Below are 15799 nucleotides of genomic sequence, written 5' to 3'. Positions count from 1 at the left end.
GCACGGTGCGTGGCGGGAACCTCGCTGACGCTCGTCATTACTTTGAATTGGCAAAATTTTTCAAGCACTTAAGGTCAAAACAGACTCTTCCACCCTGCTTCGCCTGACGCTAGGCCCCGGTCATGCCCAGTCGCTGCAAGTCCTCTGGCTTGAGTATCTGTATGCGCCCGTCCACCACCGCGATCAGGCCAGCCTCATCCCAGCTGCGCAGCAATTTGTTCACACTCTCCCGGGTGGCGCCTACCATGCCGCCCAACTCGCCCTGCGACACCCGCAGTTGCAGATAATGCCTGCCCTGTAGCTCGGTTCCATGGGCAGAGGCCAAGAACAGCAAGGTACGCGACAGACGGGCAGGTACGTCAAGCACAGACAGATGCTCTACCCGCTCAGTCAAGGTACGGATACGCTGGCACAGGGCCACCATCAGCTTATCGCGCACTGCTGGATGCTGCGCCAGAAAGGCCAGGAAACCCTGCCGGTCTATATAGGCGAGCTCGGCACGGCTGCTGCATATCACTGTGGCGCTGCGGCGCTGCCCGTCCAGCAGGGCAATTTCGCCAAAAGTAGTACCGGCATCCAGCAGCGACAAGACAGTCTCCTGCCCTTCCTCATTGCTGGCCACCACCTTGAGCACGCCGCGCAGCACGGCATAGAAGCGATCCCCGGCATCGCCTTGCAGGAACACTGCATCCCGCGCCCTGACCTCCATCAGCGACATGCGCGTTACCAGTGCGTCCAATTCCTCGTCGTGCAAGTCGGCAAACAGGGTGTTGCGCGCCAACATGTCGCGCAGCGAGATCGGTTGCACTATTTATTCCATCCAGACGGTTCGGGTACCATCATCTTAACGCCAACAGCACCTTGGCGGACCACGGCCTGCAACCGCGCCTGCAGGCCGGCAAGGCACCCAGGGTCACCATCGTCTGGGCGCCAGCGCAAGGCGGCAGTCCCTCCCCATCGGTATCCATCAGGCTCTACATGCAACGTCCTACCCCACTCAGCTGCTCGCTGCCCGCCCTCGCCATCCTGCTGCTGGCTCTACCCGCCCAGGCCGAGGAAGCCACATGGTCCATCAGCACCGGCATCCGGCTCTGGTCCAATGAGTGGGAAGCCAACAGCTTCCCCTACGCCAGTTACCTGCCGGGCAATGGCAGCCAGCCACAACGGCAGGTGGTAGCCAAGATGCGTTCCGATGCGGAGATCGTGCCGATACCGACACTGTCGCTCCGTTACGGCAACTGGATACTGAATGGCTCGGCCGCCATGGAGCGTGAGTTCCGCTTCAATGACAACCTGAGTACCCTCTATGCCTCACGCCGGGAACAGGACATCAACCTGGGCTATTTCTTCGCCCCCCAGTTCAATGTCGGCGTGGGTTACAAGCGCCTGCTGTGGGATGCGGTAAAGATAGATGGCCCCACCCTGTCTGTCAGCGGCGCCGCGCCACTGGACACTCACCTGGCCCTCTACGGCGGCGCCGCCATAGGCGCGCTGAAGACCCATACCAGCAGCCTGCCTGGCTCGCTCAGCACCCGCTACTTTGTCAGCGAGGTGGGGCTGACCTACAACCTGGCGGGCATCAGCCCCAGGTTCTCCAGCGTCTCCGGCCTGTTGGGCTACCGCATGCAGAAGCTGACGGTACACCGCTTTCCCTTGGCCGACAGCGCGGGCGGCCGCTACACCAGCAGCATTTCGGACTTTACTTCCGGCCCGGTTGCCGGCCTGACCCTGCGATTCTGACCGACCTGCCGGGCTAGCCTGTACGCCCGGCACGCGCCTTCTCCGCCGCATTCTGCAGGCTTGCCGGCATGCCGTTCAGCCAGCAGCTACGGCCCTTGCCGTATAAACCTGTATAGTGTCGGACTGTGCTCCGTTTAGGCAGTGTTGCGCCGTACGCCGCAACGCCGCGCTGTGCCGTGCACACGGGCTGATTTAGTCCGCTTTACAGGGTCCTTCCAGCAATCTCGGTTTCTACGCGAGGCGAGGCGCGAATGACTATTTTCAATGCTGCATAGGCTAGATATGCGCGGAAATGGTTTTCACGAGTAACGCCGCCTTGGAACGAAATGGTCGTCACCGCCAGGTGCCCGCCCATCTCGGCCTACTCCTTGAGGGTACGACGAATCGAGGCTGCCGGAGTGCCCTACAGTACCCTATCCCCCACCGAGGCGGCTTGCCTCGGCACTGGAGTAATGCATGGCCAAGGAAGAACTGATTGAAATGGAAGGTACGGTATCGGAAGTCCTGCCGGATACCCGCTTTCGCGTGAAACTGGAAAACGGCATGGAGCTGATCGCCTACGTTTCGGGCAAGATGCGCATGCACCGCATCCGCATCCTCGAAGGCGACAAGGTGACCGTGGAACTGTCGCCCTACGACCTGACCAAGGCCCGCGTCAGCTTCCGCCACAAGGATGAGCGCGCAGGTGGCGGCGGCGGTCAACGCCGTCCTGGCCAGTTCAACCGGCGCTAAACCGCCAGGTAGCTGGTCACGCCAACGGCACCCCCAGGGGTGCCGTTGTGCTTTTGGCAGGCGTTCGGCAAACACCCTCTCCAGGTGCCTGCAACCACGCACCGCCATGCCCTGGCCGACCAGGGCGCCCTCAAGGCACCCCGCTGGGTGCGCCGAATAGACAGCCTCCGGTATTTTGTCGCAACCGTGCATGCCTTCTCGCGCCGTCCCCGTTAGAATCGACCACCCTTCCCGAGCCCTCACGGTATTCCCGGCATGCCATTATCGCGGCTGATCGCCCAGTTTATACGCCAGCATTGGCGCCCCTATGTGCTGTCGGCCCTGATGCTGATGGGCGTAGGCGTACTGACCGTCTTCATCCCCCGCCAGGTGGGAGCCATCGTTGACGGACTGGTAGCCGGCCAATTGCATGGCAATGCCCTGCTCTGGCAACTGGGCAGCCTGTTGCTGGCTGGCATGGGCATCTACTTTCTGCGGGTAGGCTGGCGCTTGCAGCTGTTTGCCGCCAGCTACCAGCTGGGTGTGCAACTGCGCACCCAGCTCTACCAGCGGCTTAGCCTGCAGGGCCCCAGCTTCTACCAGCAACAGCGTACCGGCGATCTGATGGCCCTGGCGACCAACGATGTCGATGCGGTGGAAATGGCGGCCGGCGAAGCCATGCTGGCTGGATTTGACGGCACGCTCACCCTGCTGATGGTGCTGGCCATGATGACACTAGGCGTGGACTGGCACCTGGCCGCTGCCGCACTGGCGCCCTTCCCGCTGATGGCTTTGGCTTTCTGGTATATCTCCAACCAGATACATCGCGCCAGCCATGACTCGCTTACCCGCTTCTCCGACCTGAACGACCACGTACAGGAAACCCTGGCAGGGGTGCGGACCTTGCGCGCCCTGGGGCTGGAGGCACGTAGCGCACAGCAGTTCAGCGAGCTGGCCGAGCACGCCGCCGAGGCCAGCCTGCGGGCGCAGCGCTGGGAGGCTGCCTATGAGCCCGCCGTGGGCCTGACCCTGGTTGCCGCCATTGGGCTGACGCTGGGCGTGGGCGGTTATCTGGTCTGGCAAGGCGAGCTGACCGTGGGCCTGCTGACTGCCTTCAGCATGTATCTGGGCCAGCTGATCTGGCCCATGTTTGCCGCCGGCTGGGTCATGTCGCTGATAGAACGCGGCCGCGCAGCCTGGAGCAGGCTGCAACCGATACTGGATGCCCCGCTCACCATCACCGACACTGGCAAGGTGGCCAAGGTCGAGCCAGGCCCGCTGCGGCTCGATGGCGTGCAATTGCGTTACCCGGGCCAGCAGGCCGAAGCGCTCAGCGATATCAGTTTCTGCCTGCTGCCCGGCCAGACCCTGGGCCTGGTCGGCCCCACCGGGGCGGGCAAATCCAGCATCGTGCGACTGATACTGCGCCAGTACGCCCAGCACAACGGCAGCCTGTTCTGGGGCGGCCATGCCCTGGCCGACTACCAGCTGGAAGCCCTGCATGGCGCCATTGCCTGGGTGCCGCAGGAACCCTTCCTGTTCTCTGCCAGCGTGGCCGACAACATCGCCTTGGCCAAGCCCGATGCCAGCCGCGCCGAGATCGAGCAGGTTGCCCGGCTAGCCTCGGTGCACGAAGACATACTGCGCTTTCCACAGGGCTATGACACCCCAGTGGGCGAGCGTGGCGTCACCCTCTCGGGCGGCCAGCGCCAGCGTGTGGCCATCGCCCGCGCCCTGCTGGCTGATGCCCCGCTGCTGCTGCTGGATGATGCGCTTTCTGCCGTCGATACCCAGACCGAAACCGATATCCTGGGCCACTTGCGCGACCAGCGCCTGAACCGCACCGTCATCATTGTCAGCCACCGGCTCAGTGCCGTGATGGATGCCGACCAGATACTGGTGCTCAAGCACGGCCGGATTACCGAAACCGGCCACCACGCCGACCTGCTGCTGCAGGATGGCTGGTACGCCAGCCAATGGCGCTATCAGCAACTGGAGGCCAGTCTTGACGCCCTCTAACCCGCTCTCCGCCGCCAATACCCGGCAGGCCATCGCCTTGCTGCGGCAGGCCGCAGCGCCCGAGCACCGCCACCTCTGGTGGGGCTGCTTCTGGCTGATTGTTGCCGCCGGCCTGGAAGCCCTGGGACCCCTGCTGGGCAAGTATTTCATCGACCAGTACCTGCTGCCCAGGGTGCTGGACTGGCACGCCATCAGCGGCCTGCTGATCAGCATCCTGCTGACCGGCTGGGTAGCCAGCGTGCTGCGCTACCTGCAGCTCACCCGGCTGGCTGGCGTGGCCATGCGCTCGGTCAAACGGTTGCGCGAGCAGGTCTACGGCCATGTGCTGCGGCTACCCATGGCCTTTTTCGACAAGGCCATCACCGGCCAGTTGGTCAGCCGCGTCACCAACGACACCGAGCAGGTCAAGAACCTCTACGTGCAGGTGCTGTTCGTCATGCTGGACAGCAGCATCGTGGTGCTGGGTGCGCTAGTTGCCATGGCCTGGCTGGATTGGCGCCTGATGCTGATCGTCATCGTGCTGCTGCCGGCCGTGGTCATCATCGTCTGGTTCTACCAGCGCTTCAGCGCACCGGCCGTCAGCCGCGCCCGCGAGCTGCGCAGCGATATCAATGCCCAAGTGGCGGAGAGTATCGCTGGCATGGCGGTACTGCAGGCCAGCAATGCCGAAAGCCGTTTTGGCCTGCGCTTTGGCGATACCAACCGGCAGCATTTCCGCGCCCGCATGGCTGAGCTGCGTGCCAATGCCTGGCTGCTGCGGCCCATGCTGGACCTGCTCAACGTGATCCTGCTAGTGGTGGTGATCCATAGCTTCAGCCAGCGGGCGCTGGGCGGGCTGGAGGTAGGTATCCTGTATGCCTTTGTCAGCTATATCGGCCGGGTGGTGGATCCGCTGATCCAGATTACCTTGCAGTTCAGCCAGCTGCAGCAAGCGGTAGTAGCCGCCTCCAGGGTCAACACCCTGCTACAGGAGCACAAACCAATGCCCCAGGGCGGGCACGCCCGCATCAGCCACGGCGAGGTGAACATTAGCGGACTGGGCTTCGGCTACAGTGCCGACAACCCGGTGATACACGATCTCAACCTGCACATCGCGGCAGGCCAGTTTGTCGGTATCGTCGGCCACACCGGCAGCGGCAAATCCACCTTGCTCTCGCTGCTGCTGCGCTTTTACACCCAGCAACAGGGCCAGATCGCCATAGACGGTATCGAGCTGCAGCAATTCAGCGACGATGACTTCCGCGCGGACGTGGGCCTGGTGCCGCAAGACCCTTTCCTGCTGGCCGCCAGCGCACGCGAGAACATCGCCATGGGCAGGCCGCTCAGCAGTGCAGAAATCGAGGCCGCCGCCCGTGCCGCCCGTTGCCACGACTTTATCCTGGCCCTGGAGCAAGGCTACGACACCCCCCTGGGTGAAGGCGGCGCCCGCCTATCAACCGGGCAGAAGCAATTGATTGCCATTGCCAGGGCACTTGCAGGCAAACCCCGCATATTGTTCCTGGATGAAGCCACCGCCCATATCGACAGCGAAACCGAACAGGTGGTGCAACAAGCCTTGACCGAGCTGCGTGGCAGGGTCACTGTCATTGCCATCGCCCACCGGCTTTCCACCATACGCGACGCGGACACCATCGTGGTGCTGAATCATGGCCGCATTGCCGAGCAAGGCCAGCACGAGACGCTGATGGCCCATGAAGGCGGCATCTACCAACGGCTCTACCTGCTGCAGCAGCTGGGCGACTAGCATGCTGCAGACCTTGGGCCTCTACCTGCTCACCGCCGTAGCCGAGATACTGGGCTGCTTTCTGCCCATGCTGTGGCTGCACAAGCGCGGCCCAGCCTGGCTGCTGTTGCCGGCAGCGGCGTGCCTGGCCTTGTTCGTCTGGCTGCTCAGCCTGCATCCGACCGCCAGCGGCCGCGTCTATGCAGCCTATGGCGGGGTGTACGTGGCGACTGCACTGGCCTGGCTATGGCTGGTCGATGGCCTGCGCCCCACTGGTTGGGATTGGGCTGGCGTCGGCCTGGTACTGGCCGGCGCCACCGTCATCATCCTGGCTCCGCGCACATGAACTACCACCATCCTATTCTCTATCGCGACGAGCGCCTGGTCGCCATCCACAAACCCTCGGGCCTGCTGGTACACCGCAGCGAGATAGACAGGCACGAGACCCGCTTTGCCCTGCAGGAGGTGCGCGATCAGCTGGGCCAGCGCGTACATGCCATACACCGGCTGGACAAAGGCACCTCGGGCATCTTGCTGTTTGGTCTGGATGCCGACGCCGCCCGCGCGGTATCGCAACAGTTCGAAGCAGGTACCGTAGAGAAGCGCTATCTGGCCGTCGTCCGTGGCTGGCCAGATGATGCCGGCGAAATCAACCACCCGCTCAGCCGCCAGTACGACAGCTACGAGCGCATGCCGGACCAGTTGGCACCGCCGCAGGAAGCCATCACGCGCTACCGCCGGTTAGCCACGGCGGAGCTGCCCCATAGCGTCGATCGCTATCCGCAAAGCCGCTATGCGCTGCTGGAACTGGACCCGCTGACCGGCCGCAAGCACCAGTTGCGCCGACATCTCAAGCACCTGTCCCACCCCATCATCGGCGATGCCACCTATGGCAAGGGCAGGCACAATCGCCTGTTCACCGAACTCTATGGCAATACACGATTGCTGCTGGCCTGCACCCGGCTGGCCTTCAGCCACCCAGATGGCGGTGCGCGCATCATTGTGGAGGCCCCGCTGGCAGCGGATTTTGCCGCTGTCTGCAGGGCGCTGGGCTGGACTGCCTGATTATTAGGCAGCGGCAATTCCCTCCAGGCGCTCAAGCACTTGGCCTACTTGCCCACAGGCCACCCACAGGCTTGTCCCTACCCTGTGTGGGTCAAATTGCGACGGGGCGACGCAAATAGCAGGTGGTGCCGTATTGCTCGAAGCCATGTGCCAAGTACAGCCGTAGTGCCGCTGTGTTGGCCGTCGACACGGTCAACTCCACCGTCTGCGCCCCCTGCTCGGCCATGCGCTGCAAGGCCCAGCGCAGCAAACTCCTGCCCAGGCCCTGCCCCTGCCTAGCCGGATGCACCAGCAAGCTGTTGAGGTAGACTTGGCTGTCGCTGTCCGCCTCCCACTGCACTAGCCCCTGTGGCCGACCATCGATCTCGACAAAGCCCAGCGAGCAGCCCGGCAGGCTGGCCCGGTGCGCCAATTCTGCTACCGTTGCCGGCGTCACTGGCGGTACATGGCTGGCATAGGCGGCGTTCGATAAGGCACACCAGGCTGCCATATCGTCGGCATCTCCCTGGCGCAAGGGGCGTATGGCAACGCCCGGCGCCGGCGGATACTCAACGGGCAAGGCACGGCGCAACTCGGCCTCCTCTGCCAGCACCGCAAAACCCTGCTGCTGCGCAAAGGCCAGCCCAGCCAACCAGCGGGCCGGCAAGGCGCACTCCAGGGGCAGGCGCCCGCCATCCATCGCCAACAGCCCCGCCATGATGGCCCGGGCTACACCACGCCGCCGAAAGGCCGGATGCACCATGATGCGGCCATAGCGCAGCATCCCCTGCGCGCCCTCCTCCAGGCCGCTATAGGCCATGCCGGCGAGTTGCCCATCCAACTCCACCACCAGGAAGTCCCTGCCAGCCAGGCGGCCCGGATCACGGGCAAAGTGCTGCCAGCGGGCCATGCTCAGTACATTTACATCGGCATCCACTGCGGCGCAGGCCGCAAACAGCGCCACGATACCCGCGTCGTGCAGGTCGGCTTGGTAGGCAATCACAGGAATCATGGCGCGGGAGCCTAGCATAGGTGTGCAGGCAGGCGCACTCACACCCAGCCCAACTGCCTGCTTTTTAAGCAGCACCCAAAACCCCTGCGGCGTCAGCCACTTGCCCAACTTGTCCACAGTTGCCACACAGGCTTGTCCCGCCATACTGTGGAAACACCCCGTCCTATCACCAGCCCGCGTGCCGCAGTACTGCTGGCCGTCGAGGTTTGCACCAGCGCCCATGCAAGGGCGAGGACAAGCCACGCCTGCCTGTTTTTTAGGCAGAGCCAGAAAGCCTACTGCCTTCAGGCACTTAGCCTATTTGCCCACAGGCCACACACAGGCTTGTCCCGCGCCTGTGTGGAAACAGCGGGGTTTTATCCCCAGCGCACAGGCGGCAGCCCTGCTGGCGGACAGGTTTTACCCACTTATGGCTTGCCAGGCAGCCAAAAGCGCCATCTGCCTGTTTTTTAGGCACACCTGGAAAGCGGCCTTCCCTCAGTGACTTACCCCGCTTGCCCACAGGCCACACACAGGCTTGTCCCGCGCCTGTGTGGAAACACCGGGGTTTACCCCCACCCCACAGGCGGCAGGCCCGCTGGTGTGCTGGTTTTGCCCATTTATGGCTCGCCAGGCAGCCCAATGCGCTACCTGCCTGTTTTTTAGGCACACGTGGAAAAACGCCTGCCCTCAGTGACTTACCATGCTTGCCCACAGGCCGTGCACAGGCTTGTCCCGGCTGAATGTGGAGCAATGGAAACGCTCACAAGCACGCTACATATAGTGGTCGTAAATGGCTTGGTAACGCCCGTTCTGCCGCAGTTTTCCCAGCGCCTGATCCAGCTGTGGCATCAGCTGATCCAGCCCATGCCCACGGCTGAATACCAAGTAGGTAGGCAGCATGCTCAATGGCTCGGATTGTGGAACGATATGGGCCAGCTTGAGCTGCCGGATGGTGTAGCGCCCCACATCCAGGTTACTCAGCGCAAAATCCAGGCGCAGGCGTGCCAGCTTGAGGAAATTGGATTGCTCCACGTCGACCTCCTCTATGAAAGCCCGCCCCTCCTGCCGGGCGTTTTCCAAGGTCGCCGGTAGCTTGAAGCCACGCCGCACACCGACGATGGCGCTGCCACCCCGGGGAAATGCAGCCAGCCTGGCCTGATGCTCCACATGGACAAACAAGGTATAGGCCGTCACATGCAAGGGTTCCTGCCCAAACAGCAGATAGACATCCCGCTCTGGCGTGCGGCTGAAAGAAAAAGCGCATTGCACCGTGCTGGCCGCCCCCTTGCTCAGTTCCGCCTCCAGCCGCTTCCATGGCAGCAACCGTATTTCCAGTTGCACGCCTATGGAAGCGGCCGCCTCGCGCACTGCGTCCACATCCACCCCGACGACCTTCTCGCCATCTTGCATGACATAGGGCGGGAAGGTATCGCTGTAGCAGGCCAGCTTGGCAGGTTGCGCCCCCAGGGCAGGCAAGCTCGACAGGCAAAGGACGGCAAGAAAACGGCGCATGGCGACACTCCCACGTGGACCTTGTCATTCTATGCTGCACCGACGGCGGCCGTGCCGGGAAACAGCTGTGGGCCGCCCTGGGTGGGTTAAAACGGCCACCTAGATCAAGGCGTCAGCTGCAGCCCCCCGTGCCTAGGTTCTAAGCACGTCATGGCATGGAGCGGTTTTTTGGTGGCCGTGCCGGGCAGCGCCGCCCGAGCTGTCAGGGCAGGAAAGCAAAACCCCGCCGTAGCGGGGTTCTGTTTACTTGTTGGTCGGGTAGGACACCGTCTGCACCCTGACCTGGCCTGGCTGCCAATCCCAGTGGGTGCGCCAGGCCGCCAGGACGGCATTGGGGTATTCCGGCCTGCCGGTACTACCGTTGTAACGCCCCAGGGCACGGTAAAGATCGCCCTTCTCGACATTCAGGTAGTGCCGCATGATGGTGCAGCCAAAGCGCAGGTTGGTGTACATGTCGAACAGGTTATGGTCACCCTTGCCGATGGCACGTTGCCAGAACGGCATCACCTGCATCAGGCCACGTGCACCCACCGACGAGATGGCATAACGGCGAAAACCGCTCTCGACATGGATCAAGCCCATCACCATCTGCGGATCCAGCCCGGCGCGGGTGGCTTCATAGTGGATGGCCGTCAACAGCTTCTCGCGCATGAAGTCATCGGGGATGCGCTTTTTCAGCCGAGCCGACATCTCGGTCATCCAGGCCTGCCCCTCATTGGGATTGGCAAACACCAGTCGTGGCGAGGCGCTGTCGTTGATGGACCGCTGCATGGCAGTGGCCACCGAGAACGACAGGTCTTCTTCCCGCTGGGCGCCGGCCAGGGCCGGCAGCGTCGCAAAAAGCAATGTAGAGACAAGTACCGAACGCAACATACTACGAACCATAATCCTTACTTTGAAAGCTTGCCAAGCAGGAAGCCTATGACATCGGCCTGTGCTACCAGTTCCGTGGTGCCAGCCTGGCGCGACACGTACTCCACCTTGCCATCCGCCAGCGACTTGTCGCCTATGGTGATGCGGTGGGGTATGCCTATCAGCTCCATATCGGCAAACATCACGCCAGGACGCTCGTTGCGGTCGTCCATCAGGACTTCCACACCACGGCCGGCCAGCTCGGCGTACAGCGCATCTGCGGCCGCCTTGACGGCCTCAGAACGCTGGTAGCCCACCGGCACAATGACCACGGCGAACGGCGCCATGGCGGTGCTGAAGCGTATGCCCTTGTCGTCGTAGCTCTGTTCGATGGCAGCCCCGACGATACGGGACACGCCTATGCCATAGCAGCCCATTTCCATGGGCTTGAGCTGGCCTTCGCTATCAAGGTAGTTGCAGCCCAGGGCGGTAGAGTATTTGGTGCCCAGCTGGAAGATATGGCCCACTTCGATGCCACGGCAGATTTCCAGCACGCCACGGCCATCGGGCGAGGGGTCACCGGCCACCACGTTGCGTATATCCGCTACCAGATCCGCTTCCGGCAGATCGCGGCCCCAGTTCACACCGGCGGTGTGGAACTTGGGCTTGTTGGCACCCACCACAAAGTCGCTCATGGCGGCGACGGTGCGGTCAGCAATCAGCCTCACCTTGCTGCGATCAATACCGACCGGCCCAAGGAATCCGGGTGGGCAGTTGAAGAAGGCCCGTATCTCTTCCTCGCTGGCAAAACGGAAGTCGGCCAGGCCATCGAGCTTGCCTACCTTCACCTCATTGAGCGAGTGATCGCCGCGTAGCAGCAGAATATGCAAATGCTCATTGGCCATCAGGGCAATCAGCTTGACGGTACGCTGCAGTGGAATGCCCAGCAACTCAGCCACGGCTTCGCAAGTGGTCTGCTTGGGCGTATCCACATCGCGCATGGCCTCGCTGGCAGCGGCGCGCGGCGCGGCCGGTGCCATGGCTTCAGCGGCTTCCACATTGGCGGCAAAGTCCGAATCCGGGCAGTAGGCCAGGGCGTCCTCACCCGACTCGGCCAGCACATGGAACTCCTGCGAGGCGTCGCCACCAATGGCGCCGGAATCGGCCTTCACGGCGCGGAACTGCAGGCCCAGGCGGGTGAATACCTGGGTATAGGCCTGATGCATCTTGCGGTAGCTCTCGGCCATGCCCGCCACATCGGCATCAAACGAGTAGGCATCCTTCATGACAAACTCACGCGCCCGTATCACGCCAAAACGGGGGCGTATCTCGTCGCGGAACTTGGTCTGCACTTGGTAGAAATTCAGCGGCAGCTGCTTGTAGCTCTTGATCTCGGTGCGGGCGATATCGGTAATCACCTCTTCGTGCGTCGGCCCAAAGCAGAAGTCACGATCATGCCTGTCCTTCATCTTCAGCATCTGGGGGCCGAACACCGCCCAGCGGCCACTCTCCTGCCACAATTCAGCCGGCTGTATGGCCGGCATAGTCAATTCCAGAGCACCGGCCTTGTTCATCTCCTCGCGCACGATGGCCTCCACCTTGCGCAGTACACGCAGACCCAGTGGCATCCAGGTATAGAGGCCGGAGCCGAGCTTCTTGATCAGACCGGCACGCAGCATCAGCTTGTGGCTGGGCAGTTCGGCCTCATTGGGGGCTTCTTTGAGGGTAGAGAGGAAGAATTGCGAGGTGCGCATCAGACGGTAGCTCGACGGTAATCGTTTGAAAGAACGCGATTTTACCGTAGGTTCTGCCGAATATTCCGTTTGAATGCATAAACAAATACCGGCCCTGTTGCAGGACCGGCTGATTTGTACCTTTTCTGCGGCCTTTCAGCGCTTCTTCAGCGCGTCTTCTATGCGGCTGCGTATCAGCTTGTCCAGCTGGGGCTGCAGGGCACCCAGGGTCCGTTTCAGCGATTCGGTGTGCACAATGGCCAGCTGCTTGCCCAGCTCTATGCGCACCATGCGCTCCAGCTCGGGCTTGAGGCCGGCGACCAGTTCCTGCGCCAGAGCTGCCACATCCAATACGGGCGCCGGAGCAGGCGCTGCATGGTCCTCGTCCAGCTCCAGGCTCAGCTCGGGCAGTTCGTCCGACACCAGCACCGTGACACCGCTACGCGGCGACGGCGAAGCTGGCGACATCGCCGGGGGGGAGTCCGTCGCAACCGGGGCGGCGGGTGCTACTGCCGGGGTAGTGGGTGGCGCAAGGGGCGCCACTGGCAAGGCCTCCGGCTTCGTCGCAGCAACCGCAGGCGTTACCGGTGCGTGTGCGGGTGCGGGTGCGGGTGCGGGTGCGGGGACAGGCTGCGGTGTAGCAGCAACCACGGGTGCAGGGGCAACAGGGGCTGACGGCACAACAGGCGCTGCCACCAAGGGCGCTGCCGGCGCAACAGCAGGTGCAGGTGCAGGTGCAGGTGCGGGTGCGGGTGCGGGTGCGGCCCTGGGCTCTTCTGGTGGTGGGGCGAAGTCGAAGTTGAGCGACAGCTCTGGCATCAGCGGCCCATCCGCCAAGGGCGAGTGCGGCTGTGGCTGCGGCACAGCGGGCTTGGCAAGCTCCTTGGGGGGCGGTGCATCCAGACTGGGGATGGTCAGCTCGGGGAATTCAAAACTGGGCGCGGGCGGCGCAGGCCTTGCCGCCTGCACGGGCGGAGCGGGTGCTGCAGGCGGGGGGGGCGCGGGTGCCGCAACCTGCGGTGCAGCCGGGGCGGGCCTGGGGGACGGTGCAACCGGCGCTGCCGCCACGGGCGCAGCAACCGGGGCAGGTGCCGCAGCGCGTGCCGGCGGTGCACCCAGGCTATCCAGCGACGAGGGCAACTCGCCACGTATCTCTTCGGGCGTGAACATCAGTTCATCGCCCACCACCGGCTCGACCTGGGTCAGCACCGGAATCGCATCACTGAGATCCCCTGCATCCAGGTCGGTCAGCACTGGCACGTTGGGGTTGAGGCCGCTGCCACGATGGCGTGCGATCAAGGCATCCATCTTGCCTACGACTGCTGGCGGCTCGGTATCGGGGCCCAGCGAGGGAAAATCAGCCATTTGCACGACCTTGCTTGTCCATATCGGTGAACTCGACGTCGTATCCAGCCCGTTTATAGAGGGCCAGACGTTGCCGGGCAACCTCGCGCAAATCCATGTCGTCGCGCGGCACGATTTCTACGATACGCGCTATGCCGCGATCTGTGGGGACGACATGCGCCGTCCAGTTGAACACCACCTCGCGCGGCAGCAGCAGCTCGAGGCGATGGTCTATCAGTGCCGGCGTCTGGGAGGCCAGCGCATCATCGCCCAGGCAGTGGGGGACAAAGCCCGTAGGCGGCACCTCCCACAGCAGGCGATCGATGACGCGACTGGCGGTCTCCGAATCGGTGACGATACCGGTGGCAAGCTTGCGCTTCACAGCCTTGCCCACAAGCTGGCATAGCGCCTGCTCGCGGTTGGACACATTGAAATAGAAGCTTGCCAGCGGTTTCATATCACTTCTTCTTGCCAGCCGGCTTGGCTGCGGGCTTTGCTGCAGGCTTCGCAGCAGCCTTGGTTTCAACCTTGGCAACAGGCTTAACCGCAGCCTTGGCTGCAGGCTTGGCGACTGCCTTGGTAACGGGCTTGGCAGCCGCCTTAGCCGGCGCAACCTTGGCTGCAGGCTTGCTGCCTGCCACCGCTGCGGCACGGGCACGCAGGAACTGCGTCAGCAGCGGCACGGGACGACCGGTCGCACCCTTGGCCGCACCCGACTTCCAGGCCGTACCGGCGATATCCAGGTGAGCCCAGTCATACTTCTTGGCAAAGCGCGACAGGAAGCAGGCAGCGGTGACCGAACCACCAGGACGGCCGCCGATATTGGCCAGATCGGCGAAGTTGGACTTCAGTTGTTCCTGGTATTCGTCGAACATCGGCATCTGCCAGGCACGGTCGCCTGCGGCTTCACCCGCCGCCACCAGCTCACGGCCCAACTCTTCCTTGTTGGCGTACAGGCCGGTCACATGATGCCCCAGGGCAATCACGCAGGCGCCGGTCAGGGTAGCCACATCCACCACGGCGGCAGGCTCGAAGCGTTCTGCATAGGTCAGCGCGTCGCACAGGATCAAACGGCCTTCTGCGTCGGTATTCAGGATCTCGACAGTCAGGCCATTCATGGTGGTTACGACATCACCAGGCTTGCTGGCATTGCCGGCAGGCATGTTCTCGCAACTGGCGACCACAGCGTAGACATTTAGCGGCAGCTTCATGGCGCCCACGGCGTGCATGGTGGCAATCACCGAACCCGCGCCCATCATGTCGTACTTCATTTCGTCCATGCCTTCGCCCGGCTTCAGGCTGATGCCGCCCGAATCGAAGGTGATGCCCTTGCCCACCAGCACCACGGGCTTGTCGCCCTTCTTGCCGCCTTCGTGCTTGAGCACGATGAACTTGAGCGGTTCGGTGCTGCCCTTGGCCACCGAGACAAACGAGCCCATGCCCAGCTTCTCGACGTCGGCACGCTCCAGCACTTCCACCTTCATGCCGAACTGCTTGGCAATATCCTTGGCGGTATTGGCCAGATGGGTGGGGGTGCAGAAATTGGGTGGCAGGTTGCCCAGGTCCTTGCCCAGGTTGATGGCGCTACCCAGCGCCGCACCGGCAGCCACGCCGACGGCAGCAGCAGCTTCATCGGCCTTGGCCACCAGCACGGTCACTTTCTTGAGGCCGGGCTTGTCATCCTTCTTGGACTTGGTGGCATCGAACTTGTAGCTGGCATCAAATGCCGCCACAGCGATTTCCTCGGCGGCCCAAGCCGCATCGCGGCCTTCAAAAGCCAATGCCAGCTCGCCACCGGCAGCCGTCGCAGCACGCACGGCAGCACGGGCGGCATCACGGAATTCCTTGTCGGTCTTGCCGGTGCTGACCAGCAGCACGCGCTCGGCAGCGACGCCGGCAACCTTGTGCAGCAGTACACTGCTGCCCGACTTGGCATCCAGGTCGCCCAGCTTCAATATGGCGCTGAGATGGCCACCGGCCGCCTTGTCCACCAGTTGCGCAGCCGCCCCGAGCTTGCCCTCGGTGACCGACAGCGCCAATACGGCCGCCTTGTGTTTTTCGGGGCTCGCGGCCTTTGCAATGATTTCCACGGTGGACTCCTGTAAGATCGCGGCTCGGCCGCTGCCC

At 63.2% G+C, this 15799-nt stretch carries 14 protein-coding genes; 6 read left to right on the top strand and 8 right to left on the bottom strand.

Annotation, left to right across the window (positions count from 1 at the left end):
- Window positions 1–109: 109 nt before the first annotated feature.
- Window positions 110–808, bottom strand: a complete 699-nt coding sequence (locus tag QWZ03_RS12940; protein ID WP_290333098.1) for a Crp/Fnr family transcriptional regulator — start codon at window positions 806–808, stop codon at window positions 110–112.
- Between the two features lie 170 nt (window positions 809–978).
- Here QWZ03_RS12940 and QWZ03_RS12935 point away from each other — a divergent pair, with 170 nt between their 5' ends.
- The 6 genes from QWZ03_RS12935 (at window position 979) to QWZ03_RS12910 (ending at window position 7258) form a co-directional block, all read left to right on the top strand.
- Window positions 979–1740, top strand: coding sequence for a hypothetical protein (locus QWZ03_RS12935; protein ID WP_290333097.1), 762 nt, complete (start codon window positions 979–981; stop codon window positions 1738–1740).
- Between the two features lie 456 nt (window positions 1741–2196).
- The gene (gene infA, locus QWZ03_RS12930; protein ID WP_284198290.1) at window positions 2197–2472 is read left to right on the top strand and encodes a translation initiation factor IF-1; all 276 of its coding nucleotides are present in this window, start codon (window positions 2197–2199) and stop codon (window positions 2470–2472) included.
- Window positions 2473–2727: 255 nt separating this feature from the next.
- Window positions 2728–4470, top strand: coding sequence for an ABC transporter transmembrane domain-containing protein (locus QWZ03_RS12925; protein WP_290333096.1), 1743 nt, complete (start codon window positions 2728–2730; stop codon window positions 4468–4470).
- Window positions 4457–6214: an ABC transporter ATP-binding protein gene (locus QWZ03_RS12920; RefSeq protein ID WP_290333095.1), complete on the top strand. Its 1758-nt coding sequence runs from the start codon at window positions 4457–4459 to the stop codon at window positions 6212–6214. The genes QWZ03_RS12925 and QWZ03_RS12920 overlap by 14 nt, the downstream gene beginning before the upstream one ends.
- Before the next feature lies 1 nt (window position 6215).
- Window positions 6216–6539 carry a YnfA family protein gene (locus QWZ03_RS12915; protein ID WP_290333094.1) on the top strand — a complete coding sequence of 108 codons (324 nt, stop codon included), beginning with the start codon at window positions 6216–6218 and terminating at the stop codon, window positions 6537–6539.
- Window positions 6536–7258 carry a pseudouridine synthase gene (locus QWZ03_RS12910; protein WP_290333093.1) on the top strand — a complete coding sequence of 241 codons (723 nt, stop codon included), beginning with the start codon at window positions 6536–6538 and terminating at the stop codon, window positions 7256–7258. The genes QWZ03_RS12915 and QWZ03_RS12910 overlap by 4 nt, the downstream gene beginning before the upstream one ends.
- Before the next feature lie 91 nt (window positions 7259–7349).
- On the opposite strand, the gene QWZ03_RS12905 is transcribed toward QWZ03_RS12910, so the two are convergent.
- The 7 genes from QWZ03_RS12905 to QWZ03_RS12875 form a co-directional block, all read right to left on the bottom strand.
- On the bottom strand, window positions 7350–8249 hold the full coding sequence (locus QWZ03_RS12905) for a GNAT family N-acetyltransferase (RefSeq protein WP_290333092.1): 900 nt from the start codon (window positions 8247–8249) through the stop codon (window positions 7350–7352).
- Between the two features lie 753 nt (window positions 8250–9002).
- Window positions 9003–9743 carry a substrate-binding periplasmic protein gene (locus QWZ03_RS12900; RefSeq protein ID WP_290333091.1) on the bottom strand — a complete coding sequence of 247 codons (741 nt, stop codon included), beginning with the start codon at window positions 9741–9743 and terminating at the stop codon, window positions 9003–9005.
- A 243-nt stretch (window positions 9744–9986) separates the two neighbouring features.
- Window positions 9987–10616, bottom strand: coding sequence for a lytic transglycosylase domain-containing protein (locus QWZ03_RS12895; RefSeq protein ID WP_290333089.1), 630 nt, complete (start codon window positions 10614–10616; stop codon window positions 9987–9989).
- 17 nt (window positions 10617–10633) lie between these two features.
- The gene (locus tag QWZ03_RS12890) at window positions 10634–12349 is read right to left on the bottom strand and encodes a proline--tRNA ligase (protein ID WP_290333088.1); all 1716 of its coding nucleotides are present in this window, start codon (window positions 12347–12349) and stop codon (window positions 10634–10636) included.
- A gap of 135 nt (window positions 12350–12484) precedes the next feature.
- Window positions 12485–13693, bottom strand: coding sequence for a hypothetical protein (locus QWZ03_RS12885; protein ID WP_290333087.1), 1209 nt, complete (start codon window positions 13691–13693; stop codon window positions 12485–12487).
- Complete coding sequence (locus QWZ03_RS12880; RefSeq protein ID WP_284198281.1) at window positions 13686–14129, bottom strand: DNA polymerase III subunit chi; 444 nt, start codon at window positions 14127–14129, stop codon at window positions 13686–13688. Before QWZ03_RS12880 ends, QWZ03_RS12885 begins: the two co-directional genes overlap by 8 nt.
- A 1-nt stretch (window position 14130) precedes the next feature.
- A complete protein-coding gene (locus tag QWZ03_RS12875; RefSeq protein ID WP_290333086.1) occupies window positions 14131–15762 on the bottom strand; it encodes a leucyl aminopeptidase in 1632 nt (543 codons plus the stop codon).
- Window positions 15763–15799 lie beyond the last annotated feature (37 nt).

The sequence above is a fragment of the Chitinimonas viridis genome (genome assembly GCF_030409555.1).
Taxonomy (GTDB): Bacteria; Pseudomonadota; Gammaproteobacteria; order Burkholderiales; family Chitinimonadaceae; genus Chitinimonas; species Chitinimonas viridis.
Note: the sequence above shows the minus strand (reverse complement) of the source record. Positions and strands in the feature narration are given on the sequence as shown.